Below are 24474 nucleotides of genomic sequence, written 5' to 3' on the forward strand. Positions count from 1 at the left end.
CTCTGCTTGATCCAACGGCCTAAAGACCGCTAAACCATGACGAAATTACTGGCCACTTAGTACCCTCGCCGGATCAATTCGGCTTGCGCGACGCGCCGGATACCAGCTTGCCAGCAGACTCAGTAAAAGTGCTGTAACCAGCACATAAAAAACATCCAGCCAGTGCAGTTCAGACGGCAGGAAGTCAATAAAATAGATATCACCCGACAGGAACTGGTGGCCAATCAGCTTTTCAATGCCGTTGATAATCGGCGTCAGCTGCAGGGAAACCACCACGCCAATCACCACGCCGCACAGGCTGCCGAACAGGCCCGCCAGTAAACCGTACCAGACGAAGATGGCGCGAATAAGGCCGTCTTTCGCCCCGAGGGTACGAAGCACGGCGATGTCTCCGCTCTTATCCTTGACCGCCATCACCAGCGTCGAGACGATATTAAAGCACGCTACACCAATCACCAGCACCATCGCCAGATACATAATGGCGCGGATCATCTGGATATCACGGTACATATACCCGTAAGTGCCGATCCAGCTTTTGATGTAGACATAGTTATTGGTCACGCTGCCCGCATCACGCACAAGTTTGTTGGCGTTAAAGACGTCGTTCACCTTAATGGCAATGCCCGTCACGCTGTCGCCCATGTCGAGATACTGGCGCGCGTCTTCCAGCGGCACCATAGCGAAGCTGTGATCGAGCTGCCCGCTCAGCTGAAGAATGCCGGCAACGTGCAGGCGCACGCGTTTAGGCTGCTGCAGTTTGTGGTCGGCGCTGGCGTTCGGGATCATGATCGATACCCAGTCGCCCTGCTTCACCTTCAGCGCATCGGCAACGCCTTTGCCCATGATGATCTGCTGCTCGCCAGCCTTAAAGTTGGCCCACGCGCCGTTCTGCACAAATTGCGGCAGCGCGCTGAGACGCTCCTCCTGGGCGGGGTTGACACCTTTCACCTGAATGGCGCGCAGGTTTACCCCGCTCTCCACCAGCCCGGTAAAGTTGATGTAGGGCGCGGCCGCGGCAATGCCCGGCACGTTTTCGACTTTTGTGAGCGCGTCGCTCCAGTTCGTCCACGGCTGGTTAACCGGCTCGATCTCCCCGTGCGGCACCACCGCAAGAATGCGGTTGTTTAGCTCGCGCTCAAAGCCGTTCATGGCACTTAAGCCCACGATCAATACCGCCACACCGAGCGCGATACCCACGGTGGAGATCACGGAGATGAGCGACACCATGCCGCCGCGACGGCGACCACGACTAAAACGTAAACCGATGAGTAGCGATAACGGTGACGCCATTACTCTGCTCCCATCAGGGTCAGTTCCGCGTTCAGATGGCCGTCGCGCATCTCAAGCTGGCGACCCATGCGTTTTGCCAGCTGCAGATCGTGGGTCACCACCAGAAACGCGGTGCCCTGCGAGGCGTTCAGCTCGCCCAGAAGCTGGAAAATACTGTCCGCATTGCGCGCATCCAGGTTACCGGTAGGTTCATCCGCCAGCACCAGACGCGGATTGTTCACCAGCGCACGGGCAATCGCCACGCGCTGGCGCTCGCCACCGGAAAGCTCTGAGGGACGGTGGTTCCCGCGATGGCCCAGCCCTACCGCTTTCAGCATGTCGCTGGCGCGGGCGTTAATTTCTGCCGGTTTCTTTTTGCCAATCAGCAGCGGCATCGCCACGTTTTCCAGCGCCGTGAAGTCCGGCAGAAGGTGGTGGAACTGGTAGATAAAGCCCAGCTCGCGGTTACGCAGCTCGGCCTTCGCCGCGGAGGACATCTTGCTCATCGGCTGGCCGGAGAAGATCACGTCACCTTCAGTTGGCGTATCCAGCCCGCCCAGCAGATGCAGCAGCGTACTTTTGCCTGAGCCGGAGCTGCCGACAATCGCCATCATCTCGCCTTCACCCACGCTAAAGCTCACATTGTGCAGCACGTCGGTCTGCACAGTGCCTTCCTGATAGCGTTTGGACAGGTTGTCGCATTGCAACAGGATCTTATTCATAACGTAAAGCCTCAGCGGGTTGAGTGGCGGCAGCGCGCCAGGAAGGATAAAGCGTAGAAAGCAGCGCAATGGCCATCGCGGCCAGCGCAATACCGACCACCTGCAGCGGCTCGATAGCCACCGGCAGCGCCGCACCATCAAGCAGCGCGCCGATGATCGGCATCAAGTTATTCAGCTGGCTGGCAAGCAGCGCGCCCAGCACGGCACCGAGCAGCGCACCGATGATGCCTGCGCTTGCCCCCTGAACCATAAAGACCGCCATAATCTGGCGCGGCGTGAGCCCCTGGGTTTGCAGAATGGCGACTTCGCCCTGCTTCTCCATCACCATCAGGCCCAGCGAGGTGATGATATTAAATGCCGCCACGGCGACGATCAGGCTCAGCAGCAGCCCCATCATGTTTTTTTCCATGCGAACGGCCTGGAACAGTTCGCCTTTACGGTCACGCCAATCCTGCCATTTGGTACCTTCCGGCAGCGTTTGCTCGCTGAGGGTATCGACCTTGAGCGGCTGATCGAGCCACAGGCGCCAGCCGGTAATGTTTCCCGCCGGGTAGCGCATCAGGCGCGACGCATCCTGGATGTTCACCAGCATTTGATAGCCGTCGACTTCGCTGTTGGCGGCAAAGGTACCTATCACGTTGAACAGGCGCTGGCTCGGCAGGCGCCCCATCGGTGTAAACTGGCTTGCAGACGGCACCATCACGCGCAGCTGGTCACCACGGTTGACGCCGAGCTGTCCGGCAAGCTGTTCGCCGAGGATGACATTGTATTTACCGGGCTGCAGATCGGATTGCTTCACGTTAACCAGATACGGCGTCAACGGATCGTTTTGGGCAGGATCAATCCCCAGCATGACGCCGACCGCCACGCTGCGGGCGCTTTGCAACACGACATCGCCGGTGGTTAATGGCGCAACGCGCGTGACACCCTGTAACTTCGCTGCGCTTTCCGGCAGCTGTTGCGGGTTCACGGAACCGTTGGTTGAGGAGAGAACGGCCTGCGGCATCAGCCCCAGGATATTGTTTTGCAGCTCACGCTCAAAGCCATTCATGACGGAAAGCACCGTCACCAGTGCCATCACGCCAAGCGTAATGCCAATAGTCGAAAGCCAGGAGACAAAACGACCGAAGCGGTCCGCGGCGCGCCCACGCATGTAACGTAAGCCTATGAAGAGTGCGACAGGTTGATACATGAAATCCGTCTGTTTGCTGATAGCAGACCCACGAGTATATAAGCGAATCCGTTAAGCGTAAATGACTGAAACCGTAAGCTTTGGTAATCATTTTTCCGAAAAACTCAGATAAATCAGGGTGGTACTTTCGGTTTCTTCTCTGCACACCCTCCACCTTTTCCGAAAAACGTCCCGATACAGACAGTTACCCGTTACATCTCGCTGTCGTTTTAGAACAATTGCCCGTTCGTTTATGGCAAAACAGGTATTGGTTACCGATGAAACAAAAAGCATTATGGATTAATCAGATAAAGGGGTTGTGCATCTGCCTGGTGGTGATTTACCACTCGGTCATCACCTTTTATCCTCATCTCAGCGGGCTGCAGCATCCGCTGTCAGGGCTTCTCGCCAAATGCTGGGTCTATTTTAACCTGTATCTCGCACCGTTCCGCATGCCGGTGTTCTTCTTTATCTCCGGCTTTCTAATCCGCCGATACATTGATGAAGTGGACTGGCGCACCAGCCTCGACAAGCGCATCTGGAGCATCGTCTGGGTGCTGGCGCTATGGGGAATACTTCAGTGGCAGGCGCTAACCCACCTCAATGCCTGGCTCGCACCGGAACGTGAACTGGCAACGTCCTCGAATGCGGCCTACGCCGACTCTGTCTCGGGCTTTATTCTGGGTATGCTCACTGCCAGCACCAGCCTGTGGTATCTGTATGCCCTGGTGGTCTATTTCACCCTGTGTAAACTGCTGAGCCGCTGGAAGCTGCCGGTTCTGGGCCTGCTGGCGCTGGCGAGCATTGCCATTAACTTCCTGCCGCTGCCGTGGTGGGGAATGAACAGCGTCGTGCGTAATATGATCTACTACAGCCTGGGCGCGTGGTACGGTGCCCAGCTTATGGCCTGGATGAAGGGGCTGGAAATAGGTCGCGTCTGGCTGGCGCTGGTCGCGTTCGGAGCGGTCTCCGTAGTCCTGTGGTTTGCAAATGTCCCTCTCCCGCTCTCACTGCTGTCGATTGTGCTGATCATGAAGCTTTTCTACAGCGTTGAGCAACGTTATGCCGTCCATCCCGGCAACCTGCTGAATGTGGTGGGTTCGAATACCATTGCGATTTACACTACGCATCGCATCTTGATAGAGGCATTCAGCCTGTTCCTGATTGGTGAAATGAATGCCGCGTACTGGCCGGTGTGGGCCGAGTTAACGCTGATTCTGGTCTATCCGTTCGCCAGCCTGCTGGTCTGCACCCTTGTAGGGCTTGGCATACGCAAGATTTCCACCTCTCTCTTTGGCGATCTCTTTTTCTCCCCACCCGCTACGCTCTCCCCATCAACCGCCACCCGTTGATGCCCTCTTCGCCCCCTTTTCGGGGGCGAATTGCCGCCCATACGCTTACGATTTGCTAATGCAAAACGATCGAGGATAATAAAGACATTGCGTATCAGTGATATGCCCCAATACTGTTGGTATATCCATAAGAGACTCTGACATAGCCATGCCTGAACACTATCGCTTTACCTTGCCTGTTAAAGCAGGCGACCAACGCCAGCTGGGCGAACTCACGGGCGCGGCGTGCGCCACGCTGGTGGCAGAAATCGCTGAGCGCCATCCCGGCCCGGTGGTGCTGGTTGCCCCGGATATGCAAAATGCCCTGCGCCTGCATGACGAAATCAGTCAATTTACCGATAGCCTGGTGTCCAGCCTGGCCGACTGGGAAACGCTGCCGTATGACAGCTTCTCCCCGCATCAGGAGATCATCTCTTCACGCCTGTCAACGCTGTATCAGCTTCCGACCATGCAGCGCGGCGTGTTAATTGTGCCGGTCAATACGCTGATGCAGCGCGTCTGCCCGCACAGCTATCTTCACGGCCACGCGCTGGTGATGAAAAAAGGCCAGCGCCTGTCACGTGACGCCCTGCGCGCGCAGCTTGACGGTGCCGGTTATCGCCATGTCGATCAGGTGATGGAGCACGGGGAATACGCCACCCGCGGCGCGCTGCTCGATCTTTACCCAATGGGCAGCGACCAGCCGTACCGCCTGGATTTCTTTGATGATGAAATCGACAGCCTGCGCGTGTTCGACGCCGATACGCAGCGCACGCTGGAAGAAGTGGAATCCATCAACCTGCTGCCCGCACATGAATTCCCGACGGACAAAACCGCTATCGAGCTGTTCCGCAGCCAGTGGCGCGACAGGTTCGACGTGAAGCGCGATGCCGAGCACATTTATCAGCAGGTCAGCAAAGGCACGCTGCCCGCCGGGATCGAATACTGGCAGCCCCTGTTCTTCAACGAGCCGCTACCCGCGCTGTTCAGCTATTTCCCGGCGAACACGCTGATTGTCAACACCGGGGATATCGAGGCCAGCGCCAGCCGCTTTGAAAGTGAAACCCGCGCTCGCTTCGAAAACCGTGGCGTGGATCCGATGCGTCCGCTGCTGCCGCCGGAAACGCTTTGGCTGCGCACCGACGAGCTCAACGCCGAACTGAAGCGCTGGCCGCGCATGCAGCTCAGAACCGACTCGCTCGCGGATAAAGCGGCCAATACCAACCTGGCGTTCCAAACGCTGCCGGACATCTCCGTTCAGGCGCAGCAAAAATCCCCGCTGGATAATCTGCGCAAGTTCCTGGAATCCTTTACCGGGCCGGTGGTGTTCTCCGTTGAGAGCGAAGGTCGTCGCGAAGCGTTAGGCGAACTGCTTGGCCGCATTAAGATCGCGCCAAAGCGTATTTTGCGGCTGGACGATGCCACCGGAACGGGCCGCTATCTGATGATCGGTGCCGCTGAGCATGGGTTTATCGACACGCTCAACAACCTGGCGCTAATTTGCGAAAGCGACCTTCTCGGCGAGCGCGTGGCGCGCCGCCGTCAGGATAGCCGTCGCACCATCAACCCGGACACGCTGATCCGTAACCTGGCCGAGCTGCATCCGGGCCAGCCGATCGTTCACCTCGAGCACGGCGTCGGACGCTACCAGGGGATGACGACCCTTGAAGCGGGCGGCATCAAAGGCGAATACCTGATGCTGACCTACGCCAACGACGCCAAACTCTATGTGCCGGTCTCGTCCCTGCACCTGATCAGCCGCTATGCAGGCGGTGCCGAAGATAATGCACCGCTGCACAAGCTGGGCGGCGACGCCTGGGCGCGCGCGCGCCAGAAGGCGGCGGAAAAAGTGCGCGACGTGGCGGCCGAGCTGCTGGACATCTACGCCCAGCGCGCGGCCAAAGAGGGTTATGCGTTTAAGCATGATAAAGAGCAGTATCAGCTGTTCTGCGACAGTTTCCCGTTTGAAACCACGCCGGATCAGGCACAGGCCATTAACGCGGTGCTGAGCGACATGTGCCAGCCGCTGGCGATGGACCGCTTAGTGTGCGGTGATGTGGGCTTCGGTAAAACTGAAGTCGCCATGCGCGCCGCTTTCCTGGCCGTGGAGAACAACAAGCAGGTGGCGGTGCTGGTTCCCACTACCCTGCTTGCCCAGCAGCACTTCGACAACTTCCGCGACCGCTTTGCCAACTGGCCGGTGCGCATCGAAATGCTTTCACGTTTTCGCAGCGCCAAAGAGCAGACGCAAATTCTGGAACAGGCAAGTGAAGGTAAAATCGATATCCTGATCGGCACCCACAAGCTGCTGCAAAGCGACGTGAAGTGGAAAGATCTGGGGTTGCTGATCGTCGACGAAGAGCACCGCTTCGGGGTGCGCCATAAGGAGCGCATCAAGGCGATGCGGGCCGACGTCGACATCCTGACCCTGACCGCAACGCCTATCCCGCGTACGCTGAATATGGCGATGAGCGGCATGCGCGATCTGTCGATTATCGCCACGCCACCGGCGCGCCGTCTGGCGGTAAAAACCTTTGTCCGCGAGTATGACAATCTGGTGGTGCGCGAAGCGATCCTGCGTGAAGTGCTGCGCGGCGGTCAGGTGTACTACCTCTACAACGACGTAGAGAACATTCAGAAAGCGGCAGACAGGCTGGCGGAGCTGGTGCCGGAAGCGCGTATCGCTATCGGTCACGGACAGATGCGCGAGCGCGAGCTGGAGCGGGTGATGAATGATTTCCACCACCAGCGCTTCAACGTGCTGGTGTGTACCACCATCATTGAAACCGGTATTGATATCCCGACCGCGAACACGATTATTATCGAACGCGCGGATCACTTTGGTCTGGCGCAGCTGCACCAGTTGCGCGGTCGCGTCGGGCGTTCGCACCATCAGGCCTACGCCTGGCTGCTGACGCCGCATCCGAAAGCGATGACCACCGACGCGCAAAAGCGTCTGGAAGCCATCGCCTCACTGGAAGACCTTGGCGCAGGCTTTGCGCTGGCGACACACGATCTCGAGATCCGCGGTGCCGGTGAACTGCTGGGTGAAGACCAGAGCGGCTCGATGGAGACCATCGGCTTCTCGCTCTATATGGAACTGCTGGAAAATGCCGTCGATGCGCTGAAGGCCGGACGCGAGCCGTCGCTGGAAGATTTGACCAGCCAGCAGACCGAGGTGGAATTGCGTATGCCTTCCCTGCTGCCGGATGATTTCATTCCTGATGTGAATACCCGTCTGTCATTCTACAAACGTATCGCCAGCGCGAAAAAAGAAAACGAGCTGGATGAGATTAAGGTGGAGCTGATCGACCGCTTCGGGCTGCTGCCGGATGCCGCGCGAAATCTGCTGGATATCGCGCGACTCCGTCAGCAGGCGCAAAAACTGGGCATTCGTAAGCTCGAAGGGAATGAAAAAGGCGGCGTGATTGAGTTCGCGGAAAAAAACCATGTCGATCCGATGTGGTTGATTGGTTTGCTGCAAAAACAGCCGCAGCACTTCCGCCTGGACGGCCCGACGCGTCTGCGTTTTACTCAGGAACTGACAGAACGCAAAACCCGCATGGACTGGGTGCGCAACTTTATGCGCCAGCTTGAAGAGAACGCTATCGCGTAATCTTCTCCCCCGTTAGCGCCTGGCTGACGGGGGAGAATTTACAAACTCTTTGCACTTCACCCGATCTTCCCGACACACCTCTTCGCCATAATTATCATTAACCCTTTATAAAACAATAACCTTATCATTTATAGGGATTATGATAATGACCGCTTCGCGTTTCACTCGCTGGATCACCCTGCTTGCGCTTGCCGCTACGGTAGCCGTTGCGCTGCCTGCACGCGCAAACACCTGGCCCCTTCCCCCCCCTGGCAGCAACGTTGTCGGGCAAAACCGTTTTCATGTTGTTGAAGATAACGGGGGTTCGCTGGAGGCCATTGCCAAAAAATATAACGTCGGCTTTCTGGCCTTGCTGCAGGCCAACCCCGGTGTCGATCCTTACGTGCCGCGCGCTGGCAGCGTGCTGACCATCCCGCTTCAGACCATTCTTCCTGATGCACCACGACAGGGGATCGTGATTAACCTTGCCGAGCTTCGACTTTACTATTATCCGCCGGGTAAAAAAGAAGTGACCGTTTATCCAATCGGTATCGGCCAGCTTGGCGGGGACACACTGACGCCAACCATGGTCACTACCGTGTCGGATAAACGTGCTAACCCAACCTGGACACCCACGGCAAATATTCGCGCACGCTATAAAGCTCAGGGTATCGATCTTCCCACCGTCGTGCCGGCGGGCCCGGACAACCCAATGGGTCATCACGCGATCCGCCTCGCGGCATATGGTGGGGTTTATCTGCTGCATGGAACGAATGCGGATTTCGGCATCGGTATGCGAGTCAGCTCCGGCTGTATTCGTCTGCGCGATGACGACATCAAGACGCTCTACAGCGTGATTACGCCGGGCACAAAAGTGAATATTATCAATACGCCGATTAAGGCCTCGGAAGAGCCCGGTGGCGTACGGTTGGTCGAAATTCACCAGCCATTATCAAAACACCTCGGTGACGATCCGCAGACGCTGCCCATTCCACTGAATGCCGCGATGGTGAGCTTTAAATCGAATACCAACACCGATAGCCTGGTGATGGAGCGCGCGATGGAAGCCCGGTCAGGAATGCCAATTGACGTCACCCGACATGGCGATGTCACTCCGCAGTCAATGTAAGTACAAAAAAAAACGCCCTGCAAATGCAGGGCGTTTTTTATAGCAGTGGCATAAATGAGGGTTTAGCCAGGCTTATTTATAGATAACAGCAGTACCGTGCAGGGTGTTAGGGCCGGTCACTGAGGTGATACGGAACGATTTCGCACCCATCTCATCCGCTTTCTGCGCCAGTTGATCTTCCAGAGAGCCCAGGTTTGTCCCCGCGTTTGCAGAGATGGTACCCACTTTTTGTTGGTCAGCAGGAGTAGATTGAACTTCTACAGCGGCGAAGCTTGCGAAAGAGAGTGAGCTAAGTACAGCAGCAGCGATCAGGGTTTTTACGTTTTTCATGATTTTTACCTTTAGGCAGATGAATTGGGCGTCGTAAGCTATTTACTTAACGATCGATAGGTAAATGATAGATGTGATCCAGCTCACACGTCAACATGTTTTTATAACGACCGTTAAATTAATTTTATTTTCGTTAATTTTCATACCCATATGATTAATTTATTTTTAAGCAAACTACGCTGGTCGCGGGATGGGTTTATTTTTATAATGGTCATTCAACAAACCAACTGAGGACCAACGGCAAATGACAACCGAAGTCACGAGTTGCGCAAAGAAAAGCCGTGGCCGACCAAAAGTGTTCGACAGGGATGCGGCGCTCGATAAGGCCATGACACTCTTCTGGCAGCATGGGTACGAAGCGACCTCGCTTTCCGATCTGGTCGAAGCGACCGGCGCCAAGGCACCCACGCTGTATGCGGAATTTACCAATAAAGAGGGGCTGTTCAGGGCAGTGCTGGACAGATACATCTCGCGCTTTGCGGCAAAACACGAAGCGCAGCTTTTTTGCGAAGAGAAAAGCGTTGAACAGGCGTTGCAGGACTATTTCTGCGCCGTCGCGACCTGCTTTACCAGCAAAGACACACCCGCGGGCTGCTTTATGATCAACACCTCCGCCACGCTTGCTGCTTCATCTAAAGAGATTGCCAATACGGTGAAATCACGCCATGCCATGCAGGAGGAGACGTTAAGTACGTTTCTGGCCCAGCGGCAGCAGCGCGGTGAAATCCCGGCGCATTGCCGCCCGCAGGAGCTGGCGCAATACCTGAGCTGTATTTTACAGGGTATGTCCATCAGCGCTCGTGAAGGGGCTACGCTTGAAAAACTGCAGAGTATTACGCAAACCACGCTGCGTCTGTGGCCTGAACTGCTTAAACTTTAAGGCAAAAAAAGCTCCTCAGCCTGAGCGCATGAGGAGCTAAGTTCAGAGAACATCTTTTTTACACTTTGTTGTTCAGTACCAGCTGACCATTGTTGTCCAGAGGGATCTGGGTGCCAGGGTCTTTATCCATGCGGATTTTGCCCTGCTGGTCGCCAATTTTGTAGGTTACGTCATAGCCCAGCATTTTTTCGGACTTGTCATAAACGGTTTTGCAGCGCTGCTGCGTAGTGGTGTACGTGTCGTTGTCCTGCATTGCGCCCTGCACCTGGTTACCGGCATAGCCGCCACCCAGCGCACCCACGACCGTCGCCACATCTTTGCCTCGTCCGCCACCAAACTGATGACCAATCACGCCACCGGCCACGGCACCGAGAACTGAACCGGCAATGCGGTTTTCATCCTGCACCGGACGACGGTGAGTCACGGAGACGTTGCGGCACTCCTGACGAGGGGTTTTCACGGTTTCTTTAATCGGGGTAGCGGAAACGACCTGCGCATACTGCGGGCCACGATCAAGTACGTTGAGACCGGCTACGGCAGCCACACCTAGCGCAGCAGCGACGCCAATCCCTATACCCGCCAACATTGATTTATTCACGGGACTTCCTCCTTTGTTGCTATTGGAAACTATTTTGCAGCAGGGGTCAGCCCTCGCCAATAAGACAAAGGATTAAAAAATGGGCGTCTGGGGGAGATATATCGTGTTTGAGAGAACTCTTAAGCACGCAAAGTGTGATGTACAGCATGAAATGCTAAAAAATCCCTCCGGATGGCCCGGAGGGAGAGAAATATCAGTGCAGCTTCAGTCGAGGGCGGATCACGCGGTTGATTCGGCCGACCAGCATCATCAGACCGGTTTTGAAGTAGCCGTGCAGCGCAATCTGATGCATACGGTAAAGGGAGATATACACGAAGCGTGCAATCCGCCCTTCTACCATCATCGAGCCGCGCATCAGGTTACCCATCAGGCTACCCACGGTAGAGAAGTTAGACAGTGACACCAGCGAACCGTGGTCTTTATAGACATACGATTTCATCGGCTTCCCTTTGTACTGCGCCAGGATGTTGTGCAGCACCAGACTCGCCATCTGGTGAGCGGCCTGAGCGCGCGGCGGCACGAACCCACCTTCAGGGCGCGCGCAGGATGCACAGTCACCAATAGCGAAGATTTCCGGGTCGCGCGTGGTTTGCAGCGTCGGCTCTGTCACCAGCTGGTTAATGCGGTTGGTTTCCAGCCCGCCGATCTCTTTCATGAAATCAGGCGCTTTGATGCCCGCCGCCCAGACCATCAGATCCGCTTTGATATACTCGCCGTCCTTAGTATGCAGGCCGCCTTCGTCAGCGCTGGTCACCATGGTCTGCGTCAGCACCCGCACGCCCAGTTTGGTGAGCTCATTGTGCGCCGCACCGGAAATACGTGGCGGCAGCGCAGGCAGAATGCGTTCACCGGCTTCAACCAGCGTCACGTTCAGCGCTTCGTTAGTCAGCCCTTTATAACCGTAGCTGTGCAGCTGTTTCACCGCGTTGTGCAGCTCTGCAGACAGCTCAACGCCCGTCGCGCCGCCGCCGACAATAGCAATGTTCACCTTGCCATTGGCACCCATATTGCTGGTGTACTTCAGGAACAGGTTTAGCATTTCCTGATGGAAACGACGCGCCTGGTGCGGGTTATCGAGGAAGATACAGTGCTCTTTCACGCCCGGTGTGTTGAAGTCGTTAGAGGTACTGCCCAGCGCCATGACCAGCGTGTCATACGCCAGCTTGCGTTCAGGAACCAGCAGTTCGCCTTTTTCATCACGCAGTTCGGCCAGAGTAATGGTTTTGCTTTCACGGTTGATATCCACCACGGATCCCAGCTGGAACTGGAAATGGTGATTGCGCGCATGCGCCAGATAGCTCAGCGCATCAACGCCCTCATCCAGCGAACCGGTCGCCACTTCGTGCAGCAGCGGTTTCCACAGGTGGCTATGGTTGCGATCCACCAGCGTAATTTTGGCTTTTTTGCCGCGACCCAGCTTTTTACCCAGCTGTGTGGCCAGCTCCAGCCCGCCAGCACCACCGCCTACAATCACTATCTTTTTCAATGGCGTAGTCAACGTGACCCCCTCAAATTATTAACCAATTGTTAAGTAAAAGTTATAAAAATAACCCTTAATTAACAACAGGTTACAGCACTGAAACCATTCAGGTGAATTGAGAATAACACGTCAGGCGCATTGGTCATACCAAAATTGATATGCATCAAGTTTTGATGGCTTAAAAGTAGACAATTCTGGACAAAAAGAAACCCGGTCGCAAAGGCGTACCGGGTTTCGGGTAGCAGGCTGTGGCTTAGCCCAGCGTTTTGAAGGCTTTGATGCGCTGCAGATGCGGGGAGATATTCTTGAACTTGTGGGTCTGTTCCTCGTCCCAGACAATTTCATAGTAATGATGCAGCAGTTCTGCCGCCCGGCTGCTGTTCAGTGCCTCATCCTGGCGCGAGAGGATCACTAAACAGCGATCGCGGTTTTTCTCACGGAAGTTACTCACGCACTTGGTGGCAATGTCGACATACTCTTCCGGGCGGTCAATTTTGCCTTCCATGTTCTCGTTCGGGAACAGGTTGGGATTGAACACGACCTGGCGGATGTCGCACAGGAAGCCAATGCGTTCGGCCCAGTAGCCCCCCAGCCCCACGCCGCAGATCAGAGGACGTTCATCGACATTGAGCTGTAACATCTTGTCCACTTCCTTAAGCAGATGCTGCATATCATGCTTCGGATGACGCGTGCTGTAACTGATCAGCCGTACATCCGGGTCGATAAACTGCAGTTGCAGCACCTTCTCATGATTACCAGGACTGTTTGAGTCAAAACCGTGTAAATAGATGATCATTGTCTTCTCACCACGCTACGCCTTCCGGGAGGGTTTACAGGCTGGCTTTATGTGCCTGCCAGCGCTCATTCAGTGCTTCAAGCTGGGCGTTGACCGTCTTCCAGCGCGCCGAATCCATCAGCTCCTGACGGCTAAATGAACCTTTATGATACAATTGTGTAACACGCTCTGCTTTGATCGGCGACAGGTTATCCAACACGCTGACGGCCCCTTTACGATTATTACAGACGAGGATCATATCGCAACCTGCGTCCAGGGATGCCTGCCCGCGCTCCGCGTAGCTGCCCATAATTGCCGCCCCTTCCATCGACAGATCGTCGGAGAAAATCACGCCGTTAAAACCGAGCTCCTGACGCAGCACCGTTTTCAGCCAGTGCGGTGAACCGCTGGCCGGGCGCGGATCGACATCGCTGTAAATCACGTGTGCAGGCATGATGGCATCAAGCTTGTTATCGGTGATAAGCGAACGGAACACCGACATATCTTTAGCACGGATTTCCGCTTCCGGACGCGGATCGCGCGGCGTCTCTTTGTGAGAATCTGCCGTCACTGCGCCATGTCCCGGGAAGTGTTTGCCGGTGGTTTTCATGCCCGCTGCGTGCATGCCGTCGATAAAACGGGTGGCTATTGCCAGCGCAATGCGCGGATCTTCATGGTATGAACGCTCGCCAATCGCCGCGCTGATATGGCCCACATCCAGAACGGGAGCAAAGCTGATGTCGATATCCATCGCAATCATTTCGCTCGCCATCAGCCAGCCAGCATCCTGCGCCAGTTTACCGCCCTCTTCTGTACCCAGCAGCGCAGCAAAAGATTGTGCGGCAGGCAAGCGGGTGAACCCCTCGCGGAAGCGCTGCACGCGCCCGCCTTCCTGGTCCACCGCGACCACCAGATGGTTACGGGACGCCGCGCGGATCTGACGAACCAGTTCGCGCAACTGCGCCGGATCGTGGTAGTTGCGGGTAAACAGAATCAGCCCCCCTACCAGCGGATGCGCCAGAATGTCGCGCTCCTCCGCATCCAGCTCAAACCCTTCGACATCCAACATGACTGGACCCACACGAACCTCTCTTATCCTTTAGTTTGTAACTGACGCCAGACGTCATCTGCCAGCGTAATAAAGTGTTTGTCGTTTGATTGCTGATAGCGCATTTCAAACCAGCCCGCCATCAGCATGAATACCCAGGGTCGCCAGCGCCTGACCTGCCGCATAAGCGTCAACGCATCCATCTGCGCTTCACGGGCATAGGCCATTATAAGCTGCTCACGGGAGCCATCATCCGGCATCCAGACCGCCGCCAGCTCCAGCGCCACGTCGCCATCTCCGGCATACTCCCAGTCGATGAGCCTGGCTCCCGCGGGCGTGTGTACAATATTCCCGGCGTGGACGTCCATATGCAACGGCGAAAGCCGTAAGGGTTGCGGTTCCCCTCGCTTTCGCATCCGTTTAAGCTGCGCAAGCCAGAATGGCGTTCGTCTGTCGGGCGAGGCCTGCTGCCAGTATTTTTCCAGCAGCGGTAACAGCGTGACCCGCCATCCCAGGCAAGGCTGGCGGTGAAGATGATACAGCATCACGGCGAGCGTGGGAGTATGCGGAAGCGTGCTTTTGATCTCCCCCGCAAGATACTCTACCGCCATCCAGCCCTGCGTAAAAAAACAGGGCTTCGGCACGAGATCCGCAGGCAAGCGCCTCAGCGTACGAAACTGTCGGCGAAAGTGGGAGGCAGGGGCAGAGAGATCGTGATGCTGTCGCAGCACCAGCCGATGTTCGCCCTGCTCAATGATGCAGCTCGCGCCGCCAAGCCCGGAGTGGGCCTGCGGCGCGATAAGGCGATACTGAGGAAAATAACGCGTCAGAATCTCGTCACGCGTGCAGCTATTGTTGCGTAACGGCACCTTTACCTGACCAGATAATTTCACCTGTCTGAACCAGCATCAGCTGCATCTGCAGCGAAGGCGTGTTCACATTACCGGTGGCGTTAGAATAGAGGACATACTGAGCGCCAACGTTGCGCGCAATGCCTATCGCTTTGCTGCGCGAGCCCAGGCTATCCTGCGGCGACAAGCCCAACTGCTGTTTGGCTACTGCCAGCTGCTGTGTCGAGACCAGGGTAAATTTGCCGTTGTTTGCTAACGCATTACGCAGCGTTTCCGTCGCTTCGCCCGCGTTGAGTGAACCATTGGTGCGGTTATTTACGCTATCCACCAACAGTACGCTTCCCGGCGTCACGCCCTGAGCCTGCAACATTTTGCCCACCATAGGCTGCATTGCGCCATTCCAGTCATAGTGACGCACACGCGGCGCAGGTTGGGACGTTTGGTCCGGGTGCTCAATTGGGCCAGGCTGCGCCGGAATGGTCGGGACAGAAGGCACCGTTGGCACCGGCTGCGTTGGCTGTGTCGGCTGTTCCGTACCCGGCTTCGCCTCATCCACTGGCGCAGGCTGTTCTGTACGCGTCACACACCCTGCGAGGAAAAGTGCAAACGCACTTAAGAGCACATAACGGCTCATATTTTTAATCAAGGATCACCCCTTACAGATAAAGATAAAGTCTCACCTTATGCGCACCCAAATAGTTAGCGCTGCCATAGAGCGTCACCGACGATCTTGCCGGAATGGTCACGCTACGCGGCGCCTCAAGCGGATGCATTTCAAGACCTCTTACGTCATACCAGTAGAAGCGGTAATGTACCGTCACTGGCTCATGTCTTTCGTTATAGAGCGTAGAGGAAGCAGAAGGTTGGATTTCGCTAATGGTCAGCGAAGGCTGCTCTGCCGTAATGCCTGCAGCAAGGACTGAGGACTCCATCACCAGCGTCTGTTCGTCGCTGACGGGGATCGCAGGACGCGCACTGCACCCTGCTATCACCAGCGTTATCATCAGCGCTGCAATACGCCCTCTTAACATGTCAAAGACCTTTATGTGCCAGCATCGGTCCCAGTGGTCGCCCACCCAGAAGATGCATATGGATATGATAAACTTCCTGACCGCCGTGGCGATTGCAGTTCATGATCAAACGATAGCCGTCTTCAGCGATGCCTTCCTGCTCAGCAATTTTCGCGGCTACCGTTAGCATACGGCCTAACGCCACTTCATGCTCGGTTTTCACATCATTGACGGTAGGAATCAGAATATTTGGAATGATAAGGATATGCGTCGGCGCCTGAGGTGAAATGTCCCGAAAAGCCGTCACCAGCTCATCCTGAAAGACGATATCCGACGGGATTTCGCGGCGGATAATTTTACTGAAAATCGTTTCTTCGGCCATGACCTTTTCCTTTTTTGATTAATCTGGCGTGATGCGTCCGCTATTCACACATACAGTCTTTACGACAGTGTGATACAACGCAAGAGTATGAGCGAGTTTCTCCTGTCCTTTCAACCTTCTCCCTCGATTTCTTTCCCGATCCCTCACCAGCTGGCGGGAGAGTGACCGCCAGAAGACCTTATTCCTCTGAAACATTATTTCAGTTTCGTCCGAAACATCTGTTTACAGTGCTAATAACAATGCGTATATTTCGCATTTGCATTTTCATGCGCGTTTTTAACCAAGAATACGACGCCAGCCCGGTTAAGGGACTGACGCATACAACCTTCACCATTCACTAAGGGTTTGATGATGTCTTTCATTAATCATACCAGGGATGGGCAACGTCAGCCTGTTGCAACGCCTTCGTTGCTGGCAGCCTGCATTGCTATGGCACTGATGCCAACCGTAAGTTTAGCCGCCCCAAACGAGGAAACACTCGTCGTTGACGGTACTTCCCAGCCAGACGCGTCCAGCGAAGAGCAGGATTACAGCGTCAAAACCACCACCATCGGCACCAAAATGCAGATGGTCCAGCGCGATATCCCCCAGTCAGTCTCCATTGTCAGCGAACAGCGTATGGAAGATCAGCAGCTGCAAACCCTGGGAGATGTGATGGATAACACGATGGGGATCAGCAAAAACACCGCAGACTCCGATCGCAGCAGCTATTACTCACGTGGTTTCGAGATCGACAACTACATGATTGATGGTATCCCCACCTATTTCGAATCTCGCTGGAACCTCGGGGATGCCCTCTCGGATACCGCCCTGTTTGAGCGCGTGGAAGTGGTACGTGGGGCGACCGGCTTGATGACGGGCACGGGTAACCCGTCGGCAGCGATCAACATGGTGCGTAAACATGCCACCAGCCGCGAGTTCAAAGGCAATCTGTCTGCGGAATACGGCAGCTGGAACAAACAGCGTTACGTCATGGATCTGCAAAGCCCGTTAACCGACGATGGCAATGTGCGTGGTCGCATCGTGGCAGGCTATCAGGATAATGACTCCTGGCTCGATAACTACAATCAAAAGAAAACGTTCTTCTCCGGCATTCTTGATGCGGACCTGGGCGATACCACCTCATTTTCGGCTGGTTACGAATATCAGCGCATTGACGTGAACAACCAGACCTGGGGCGGCTTACCGCGCTGGAACACGGACGGTAGCGTAAGGCATTACGATCGCGCCCACAGCACCGCGCCAGACTGGGCCTATAACGACAAAGAATTCAACAAAGTTTTCGCCACCTTCAAGCAACGCTTTGCCGACACCTGGCAGGCCACGCTGAATGCCACCCATACCGAGGCCAAATTCGACAGTAAAGCCCTGTACCTTGACGCTTATGTGGACAAATCAACCGGCATGCTGGTTGGGCCTTATTCGAATTATGGACCGGACTACGGCTACATCGGCGGGACGGGCTGGAACAGCGGTAAGCGTAAGGTAGACGCAGTCGATCTGTTTGCCGATGGTGGCTATGACCTGTTTGGCCGCCAGCATACCGTGATGTTCGGCGGCAGCTTCAGTCGTCAAACGAACCGTTACACCAACGCGTGGGCGAACGTATATCCGGACGAATTCGGTAATTTCTACGACTATGATGGCCATTTCCCGGAAACAAACTGGGGATCGCAGGCGCTGGCCCAGGACGACAAAACGAATATGAAATCGCTCTACGCCGCGACGCGCATTTCGTTGGCCGATCCTCTTCATTTGATTCTCGGTGCCCGCTATACGAACTGGAGCGTCGACACGATGACTTATGGTATGGAAAAAAACCATACCACGCCGTATGCGGGTCTTGTGTATGACATTGATGATAACTGGTCCGCCTATGCCAGCTATACCTCCATCTTCCAGCCACAGAACTATCGTGACAGCACCGGCAGGTATCTCGACCCGATCACCGGCAACAATTATGAAGTGGGCCTGAAGTCGGACTGGATGAACAGCCGACTGACCACAACGCTCTCTGTTTTCCGCATCGAGCAGGATAATGTGGCGCAGAGTACGGGGCGCGTGATTCAGGGGTCAACCGATACCGCTTATGAAGGCGTAGACGGCACAGTAAGTAAAGGCGTTGAATTTGAAATTAACGGCGCGCTGACGGACAACTGGCAAATGACCTTTGGCGCGACGCGCTACCTGGCTGAAGACAGCGACGGTAAAGACGTTAACCCTTACCTACCGCGCACGACGGTTAAACTGTTCACCAGTTACCGTCTGCCAGCGATGCCTGCGCTGACCGTGGGTGGTGGTGTTAACTGGCAAAACCGCGTTTACAGCGACGTTGCCACACCTTACGGTACATGGCGTGCGGAACAAGGCAGCTATGCGCTGGTTGATCTCTTCACCCGCTATCAGGTCACGAAGAATTTCTCTCTGCAGGGGAATCTGAACAACCTGTTCGACAAGACTTACGATACCAACGTTCAGGGCTCACTGGTTTATGGTGAACCCCGAAACGTCAGCGTAACGGCAAGCTACCAGTTCTGATCGCTCAGACGTATTAATAGGGAGCCGAATGGCTCCCTTTTTTTGTTCGCGCTTCTCGCCGGGTGACGATTCGTTTCACGTAGGCCCGGTAAGGCGTAGCCGCCACCGGGCTGAACAGGCCGCACAAATAAAAAAGGCAGCCATTCGGCTGCCTCAGTCTCCCCACATCACAACTTAGTTGTTGCGGATGTACTCATCCATTTCGGTTTTCAGGTTATCGGATTTGGTACCGAAGATTGCCTGAACACCAGAACCTGCAACAACAACACCTGCTGCGCCCAATTTTTTCAGGCCCGGCTGGTCAACTTTTGCGACATCGGCAACGCTCACACGCAGACGAGTAATACACGCGTCCAGGTTAGTGATGTTCTCTTTACCACCGAACGCGGCTACCAGTGCTGGAGCCATTTCGCTGGTCACGCCTGCTTTGCTGTCTTCAGTTGCATCTTCACGACCCGGAGTTTTCAGGTCGAGTGCTTTGATCAGCACGCGGAAGATGGTGTAGTAAGCAACGGCATAGCACGCACCCACGATTGGGAACAGCCACAGTTTGCTGCTGTTACCGGACAGAACGATGAAGTCGATCAGACCGTGAGAGAAGGACGTACCGTCACGCATACCCAGCAGGATACAGATTGGGAACGCCAGGCCAGCCAGTACAGCGTGGATGATGTACAGAATCGGCGCAACGAACATGAAGGAGAACTCGATCGGCTCGGTGATACCGGTCAGGAACGAGGTCAGCGCTGCGGAGATCATGATACCGCCCACTTTTGCACGGTTCTCTGGTTTAGCAGAGTGCCAGATTGCAATCGCAGCAGCTGGCAGACCGTACATTTTGAACAGGAAGCCACCAGACAGTTTGCCTGCAGTTGGGTCGCCTGCCATGTAGCGTGGGATATCGCCGTGGAATACCTGACCTGCTGCGTTGGTGAATTCACCAATCTGCATCTGGAATGGAACGTTCCAGATGTGGTGCAGACCAAATGGTACCAGGCAGCGCTCGATGAAGCCGTAGATACCGAACGCCACAACCGGGTTCTGGTAAGCAGCCCACTGAGAGAAGGTCTGAATAGCGGAACCGATTGGTGGCCAGATGAAGGACAGGATCACACCAGTGAAAATCGCTGCCAGACCAGAGATGATCGGAACGAAACGCTTGCCCGCGAAGAAGCCCAGATACTCAGGCAGCTTGATGCGATAGAAGCGGTTAAACATATACGCTGCAATCGCACCGGAGATGATACCGCCCAGAACACCGGTGTCCGCCAGGTGTTTCGCGGCGATCTCTTCAGCCGGTAAATGCAGAACCAGCGGCGCAACCACCGCCATGGTTTTCACCATGATGCCGTAGGCAACCACTGCAGCCAGTGCAGATACACCGTCGTTATTGGTGAAGCCCAGAGCAACACCGATCGCGAAGATCAGCGGCATGTTAGCAAAAACAGAACCGCCTGCTTCGGCCATCACGTGGGAAACTACGGCTGGCAGCCAGCTGAAGTTAGCAGAACCGACGCCCAGCAGGATACCTGCGATAGGCAGTACGGATACTGGCAGCATCAGCGATTTACCGACCTTTTGCAGGTTAGCAAATGCATTCTTAAACATAATTGAGAGTGCTCCTGAGTATTTGTGCTTTTTTTACGCTTTCACGCATTGGCCCGGGGGGAGTACCGTGCCGTGGACAGGACATCTAAGCGCCCTTTATTTATTACACAGAGTAAAATAATTCCCTCTGGGTTTGTTTGACGGCTATCACGTTTCAGTTCAAGACGGCCAAAAAACTTTCAGATATTTACAAAAAGCATGTCTGGATGTGTCTAAAAACACCATCACCGCCCCAAATGAGGCGGTGAACTTTACTCGCTTTATTTATTAATTACGAGCCTAAAAAAAACAGGTGTATCAGACAGATTGCAGGCGGGCGGGGTCGATGTGGAACAGCGTGGAGAAATTTTCCGTCGTCGCACGAGCCAGCTCTTCAATGCTGACGCCCTTCAGAACGGCCATATACTCAGCCACGTCTCTCGTCATCGCTGGCTGGTTCTCTTTGCCGCGATGCGGCACCGGTGCCAGATACGGCGAGTCTGTTTCCACCAGAATGCGATCGAGCGGAACATAACGCGCAGCATCACGCAGCTGCTCAGCATTACGGAACGTTACGATCCCCGAAAACGAGATATAAAACCCCAAATCAAGCAGCTTGCCCGCCGTTTCTCTGTCTTCTGTGAAACAGTGTAGTACGCCACCGCAATCCGTCACCTTTTCTTCCCGCAGGATCGCCAGCGTATCGGCGCGCGCATCGCGGGTATGCACAATGACGGGTTTGTTCAGCTCGCGGCCAATGCGGATATGGTGACGGAAGGACGCCTGCTGGCGTGGTTTAGTTTCCGGCGTGTAAAAATAGTCAAGCCCGGTCTCACCCATCGCCACCACGCCCTCTTCTGCCGCCAGACGACGTAAATCTTCCACGTCATACGCGTCATCCTGGTTCAGTGGATGAACGCCGCAGGAGAAGACGACGTTATCGCGAACGCCAACCAGTTCGCGCATGGCGCGGTAGCCCGGCAGCGTGGTTGCCACGGCCAGACAGAATTTGACATCGCGGGCGGCGGCTTTTTCCAGCACGTCATCGACGTTTTTATGCAGAGATTGATAATCCAGACCATCAAGATGGCAGTGTGAGTCGACTAAAAACATAATGTCTCTCTCAGAGATGGGAAACAGGCGGTATCACGCCTGGTTGCAGGTAGTGTTCGATTCGCAGTAACTGGTCTGTCAGTAAAAGCTCGCGATTAAGACCGGTTACTGTCAAAAGTTGTTCGCGACTCTGGCAAACATCATGAAGGATAGCGCGCAACGAGACGCCCGACAGGCGATTCGCCAGGGTGTTCACCAGCGACCAGACGTCAAGGTTGGTCAGAAGCGTTGCCCCCTGTTGAAGTTTAAGCGCATCCAGCAGTAAAGCGGCCAGCCAGTGCAGGCGCTCGGTCGCCTGATCGCTGTTCAGGGCCGGCAGCAAACTCAACCAGTCGCCGCTATCCAGTGCAGACTCGACGGCACGACACAGCGTTTCACGCTGCGACCAGACATCCGCCTGAAGCAACGCCAGGGCCGCCGCTGGCGCGCCGCTGCACAGCCGCAGCGCAGTCAGTGCAGCGTCTTGTGACACCGTCACTTCGCGTTCAATCCAGGTGAGCGCCCATGTTTCCTGAGGGACTGCGAGGTGATGAAGACGGCAGCGACTGCGCAGCGTCGCCAGTAATCGTCCCGGTTCACGACATGACAGGAAGAACCAGGTTTTCTCCGGTGGCTCTTCCAGGGTTTTGAGCAGCGCGTTCGCCGCCGCCTCGGTAAGCTGCGCGGCATCTTTCAGCCAGACCACTTTGGCCCCGTTAAGCCGCGCGTGTTCATACAGTTTTTCACTGACTTCACGCACGGCGTCAATCCCGAGCGTGCTTTTGCCCTTTTCAGGCTCCAGCGTGTAATAGTCCGGATGTGTGCCCGCCTGCATCAGCTGGCAACCACGGCATTTACCGCAGCTTTTATGCCCTTCCGGCTGCTGACACATCAGGAAACGGGTGATAGCGTAAATGAGCGCATCATCGCCCATTCCTGGCAATGCCTGAATCAGTAACGCATGATGGCCCCGCCCCGCCTGATAGCTGTTGATCAACTGTTCAAAGTGCGGGCGCAACCATGGATACCATTTCATGCCTGTTGCTCCTGGTGCCACTGCGCGACCGTCTTCTGAATTGCGCGCGTCACCTCGTCCAGAGACTGTGTTGCATCAATAGTGCGAATGGAAGCATCCTGCTCCGCCAGTTCAAGGTAGCGCGCTCGGGTACGGTTGAAGAAGTCAAAAGACTCTTGCTCGATGCGGTCCAGTTCACCGCGCGCGCGGGCACGCTTCAGGCCGACTTCGGGCGTCACGTCCAGATAGAGCGTCAGGTCGGGACGGAAATCACCGAGCACGGCGTCGCGCAGCGTTGCTAACATCGTCTGGTCAATCCCCCGACCACCGCCCTGATACGCCTGGGTCGACAGGTCATGACGATCGCCAATCACCCATTTCCCTTCTGCCATTGCAGGTTTGATCACCGTTTCTACCAGCTGCACGCGCGCCGCGTAGAACATCAACACTTCGGCTTTGTCAGTGATGACCTCGTCGCCAACGGATTTGATATCCAGCACAAGGCTACGCAGCTTTTCAGCCAGCTGCGTACCGCCTGGTTCACGGGTAAACACCATGTCCGCAACGCCAAGCGCTTTTAGCGTATCAACCACCACGTTGCGGGCGGTGGTTTTACCCGCCCCTTCGAGTCCCTCAATGACAATGTATTTACTGCGCATTTTTTTCCTTAAGTGCCTTCAGATAGTCCTGAACAGAGCGATTATGGCTGGCAAGGTTGGTGTTAAAGGTATGCCCCCCTTTTCCGTCAGCCACAAAATAGAGGTACGGTGTTTTGGCCGGGTGCGCCGCGGCTCGTAATGAGGCTTCACTCGGCGTCGCAATCGGGCCTGGCGGCAGGCCTGCGATCACGTAGGTATTATACGCTGTTGGCGTCTCCAGATCTTTTCTGGATATCTTGCCGCTATAACTCTCGCCCATACCGTAGATGACGGTGGGATCGGTTTGCAGACGCATGCCGATGCGCAGACGGTTGATAAATACGGAAGCGACCTGATCGCGCTCTGCCGCAACGGCAGTCTCTTTTTCAATGATCGAGGCCATGGTGACGAACTGGTTTTGATCCTTATAGGGCAGGCCATCTACACGCCCTTCCCACGCTGACTCCACCGCCGCGACCATTTTTTTATGTGCGCGTTTCAGAATAGCAACGTCGGTTGTGCCCGCCGTGTACATCCAGGTATCCGGCCAGAACCAGCCTTCTACCCACTCAGGATGCTTGAATTTCAGCACCTCAGCGACCGTCTGATAGCTGTCGTCTTTTAACGTGTGTTTGATATAGGGTGCGTCACGCAGCTGTTTGAGGTAATCGCTTAAGCGCATCCCTTCAACAAACCGCAGCGGGAACTGGGCCTCTTTGCCGCTCTCCAGCACCTGCAGCATCTGCCTGACGGTCATACCAGGGGTAAAGCGGTACGTACCGGCTTTGAAGTGAGACAGTTCAGGCTCAAGGCGCAGTAACCACTGGAAGACGCGCGGGCGGTTAATAACCTTATCCCCGTAAAGCTGCTCACCCAGCGCAATGCGCCCGGTACCGGCTTTAAGGGTAAAAATCGTCTCGTCTTTAATCAGGATTTTACTGTCCGCCAGCTGACGGACTTTCCACACTCCCGCGCCGCCAGCAATACCCAGCACAACGATGAGGAGGAGAACAAAGCGCAACATTTTCTTCAT

Annotated in this window: 22 protein-coding genes; 5 read left to right on the plus strand and 17 right to left on the minus strand. The window is 55.4% G+C overall.

Annotation, left to right across the window (positions count from 1 at the left end; translation table 11 throughout):
* Positions 1–45: 45 nt before the first annotated feature.
* The 3 genes from lolE to lolC are packed head-to-tail and all read right to left on the minus strand — an operon-like array spanning position 46 to position 3183.
* The gene (gene lolE, locus HV355_RS21645) at positions 46–1290 is read right to left on the minus strand and encodes a lipoprotein-releasing ABC transporter permease subunit LolE (RefSeq protein WP_182403408.1); all 1245 of its coding nucleotides are present in this window, start codon (positions 1288–1290) and stop codon (positions 46–48) included.
* Positions 1290–1991 (minus strand): lipoprotein-releasing ABC transporter ATP-binding protein LolD, encoded by a 702-nt coding sequence (gene lolD / locus HV355_RS21650; RefSeq protein ID WP_010429765.1) that lies wholly within the window; start codon positions 1989–1991, stop codon positions 1290–1292. Before lolD ends, lolE begins: the two co-directional genes overlap by 1 nt.
* A complete protein-coding gene (gene lolC, locus HV355_RS21655) occupies positions 1984–3183 on the minus strand; it encodes a lipoprotein-releasing ABC transporter permease subunit LolC (protein WP_182403410.1) in 1200 nt (399 codons plus the stop codon). The genes lolD and lolC overlap by 8 nt, the downstream gene beginning before the upstream one ends.
* A 257-nt stretch (positions 3184–3440) precedes the next feature.
* On the opposite strand from lolC, the gene HV355_RS21660 reads away from it, so the two are divergent.
* The 3 genes from HV355_RS21660 (at position 3441) to HV355_RS21670 (ending at position 9217) form a co-directional block, all read left to right on the plus strand.
* The gene (locus tag HV355_RS21660) at positions 3441–4514 is read left to right on the plus strand and encodes an acyltransferase family protein (RefSeq protein WP_120158563.1); all 1074 of its coding nucleotides are present in this window, start codon (positions 3441–3443) and stop codon (positions 4512–4514) included.
* Between the two features lie 148 nt (positions 4515–4662).
* Entirely contained in the window at positions 4663–8109 is a 3447-nt protein-coding gene (mfd, locus tag HV355_RS21665; protein WP_182403412.1) for a transcription-repair coupling factor, read from the plus strand.
* A 142-nt stretch (positions 8110–8251) separates the two neighbouring features.
* Complete coding sequence (locus HV355_RS21670) at positions 8252–9217, plus strand: L,D-transpeptidase family protein (protein ID WP_108418062.1); 966 nt, start codon at positions 8252–8254, stop codon at positions 9215–9217.
* 72 nt (positions 9218–9289) lie between these two features.
* Here HV355_RS21670 and bhsA read toward each other — a convergent pair whose 3' ends face one another.
* Positions 9290–9547: a multiple stress resistance protein BhsA gene (gene bhsA, locus HV355_RS21675; protein ID WP_006174713.1), complete on the minus strand. Its 258-nt coding sequence runs from the start codon at positions 9545–9547 to the stop codon at positions 9290–9292.
* Between the two features lie 244 nt (positions 9548–9791).
* Here bhsA and comR point away from each other — a divergent pair, with 244 nt between their 5' ends.
* Positions 9792–10427 carry a TetR family copper-responsive transcriptional repressor ComR gene (gene comR / locus HV355_RS21680; RefSeq protein ID WP_010429744.1) on the plus strand — a complete coding sequence of 212 codons (636 nt, stop codon included), beginning with the start codon at positions 9792–9794 and terminating at the stop codon, positions 10425–10427.
* 58 nt (positions 10428–10485) lie between these two features.
* Here the strand turns inward: comR and HV355_RS21685 are convergent, their stop codons facing one another.
* The 8 genes from HV355_RS21685 to hinT all read right to left on the minus strand — a co-directional run bounded on the left by HV355_RS21685 (position 10486) and on the right by hinT (position 16571).
* A complete protein-coding gene (locus tag HV355_RS21685) occupies positions 10486–11025 on the minus strand; it encodes a glycine zipper 2TM domain-containing protein (RefSeq protein ID WP_029485037.1) in 540 nt (179 codons plus the stop codon).
* Positions 11026–11218: 193 nt separating this feature from the next.
* On the minus strand, positions 11219–12523 hold the full coding sequence (locus HV355_RS21690; RefSeq protein WP_089599891.1) for an NAD(P)/FAD-dependent oxidoreductase: 1305 nt from the start codon (positions 12521–12523) through the stop codon (positions 11219–11221).
* A gap of 235 nt (positions 12524–12758) precedes the next feature.
* Complete coding sequence (gene ycfP, locus HV355_RS21695) at positions 12759–13301, minus strand: alpha/beta hydrolase YcfP (RefSeq protein WP_089599890.1); 543 nt, start codon at positions 13299–13301, stop codon at positions 12759–12761.
* A gap of 34 nt (positions 13302–13335) precedes the next feature.
* A complete protein-coding gene (gene nagZ, locus HV355_RS21700) occupies positions 13336–14361 on the minus strand; it encodes a beta-N-acetylhexosaminidase (RefSeq protein WP_089599889.1) in 1026 nt (341 codons plus the stop codon).
* 11 nt (positions 14362–14372) lie between these two features.
* Positions 14373–15197 carry a thiamine kinase gene (thiK, locus tag HV355_RS21705; RefSeq protein WP_182403479.1) on the minus strand — a complete coding sequence of 275 codons (825 nt, stop codon included), beginning with the start codon at positions 15195–15197 and terminating at the stop codon, positions 14373–14375.
* Complete coding sequence (lpoB, locus tag HV355_RS21710; protein ID WP_089599887.1) at positions 15178–15825, minus strand: penicillin-binding protein activator LpoB; 648 nt, start codon at positions 15823–15825, stop codon at positions 15178–15180. Before lpoB ends, thiK begins: the two co-directional genes overlap by 20 nt.
* A gap of 10 nt (positions 15826–15835) precedes the next feature.
* On the minus strand, positions 15836–16210 hold the full coding sequence (locus tag HV355_RS21715) for a YcfL family protein (protein WP_010429726.1): 375 nt from the start codon (positions 16208–16210) through the stop codon (positions 15836–15838).
* 1 nt (position 16211) lies between these two features.
* Positions 16212–16571: a purine nucleoside phosphoramidase gene (gene hinT, locus HV355_RS21720; protein ID WP_010429724.1), complete on the minus strand. Its 360-nt coding sequence runs from the start codon at positions 16569–16571 to the stop codon at positions 16212–16214.
* Between the two features lie 351 nt (positions 16572–16922).
* Here hinT and fhuE point away from each other — a divergent pair, with 351 nt between their 5' ends.
* A complete protein-coding gene (gene fhuE / locus HV355_RS21725) occupies positions 16923–19109 on the plus strand; it encodes a ferric-rhodotorulic acid/ferric-coprogen receptor FhuE (RefSeq protein ID WP_182403481.1) in 2187 nt (728 codons plus the stop codon).
* 174 nt (positions 19110–19283) lie between these two features.
* Here the strand turns inward: fhuE and ptsG are convergent, their stop codons facing one another.
* The 5 genes from ptsG to yceG all read right to left on the minus strand — a co-directional run bounded on the left by ptsG (position 19284) and on the right by yceG (position 24474).
* The gene (gene ptsG / locus HV355_RS21730; RefSeq protein ID WP_010429721.1) at positions 19284–20717 is read right to left on the minus strand and encodes a PTS glucose transporter subunit IIBC; all 1434 of its coding nucleotides are present in this window, start codon (positions 20715–20717) and stop codon (positions 19284–19286) included.
* A gap of 297 nt (positions 20718–21014) precedes the next feature.
* Positions 21015–21809: a metal-dependent hydrolase gene (locus HV355_RS21735; RefSeq protein WP_100167034.1), complete on the minus strand. Its 795-nt coding sequence runs from the start codon at positions 21807–21809 to the stop codon at positions 21015–21017.
* 10 nt (positions 21810–21819) lie between these two features.
* Positions 21820–22824 carry a DNA polymerase III subunit delta' gene (holB, locus tag HV355_RS21740; RefSeq protein ID WP_182403413.1) on the minus strand — a complete coding sequence of 335 codons (1005 nt, stop codon included), beginning with the start codon at positions 22822–22824 and terminating at the stop codon, positions 21820–21822.
* Positions 22821–23462, minus strand: a complete 642-nt coding sequence (gene tmk / locus HV355_RS21745; protein ID WP_089599883.1) for a dTMP kinase — start codon at positions 23460–23462, stop codon at positions 22821–22823. Before tmk ends, holB begins: the two co-directional genes overlap by 4 nt.
* Complete coding sequence (yceG, locus tag HV355_RS21750; protein ID WP_182403415.1) at positions 23452–24474, minus strand: cell division protein YceG; 1023 nt, start codon at positions 24472–24474, stop codon at positions 23452–23454. The genes tmk and yceG overlap by 11 nt, the downstream gene beginning before the upstream one ends.

Source organism: Enterobacter sp. RHBSTW-01064 (assembly GCF_014103035.1).
GTDB lineage: Bacteria > Pseudomonadota > Gammaproteobacteria > Enterobacterales > Enterobacteriaceae > Enterobacter > Enterobacter mori.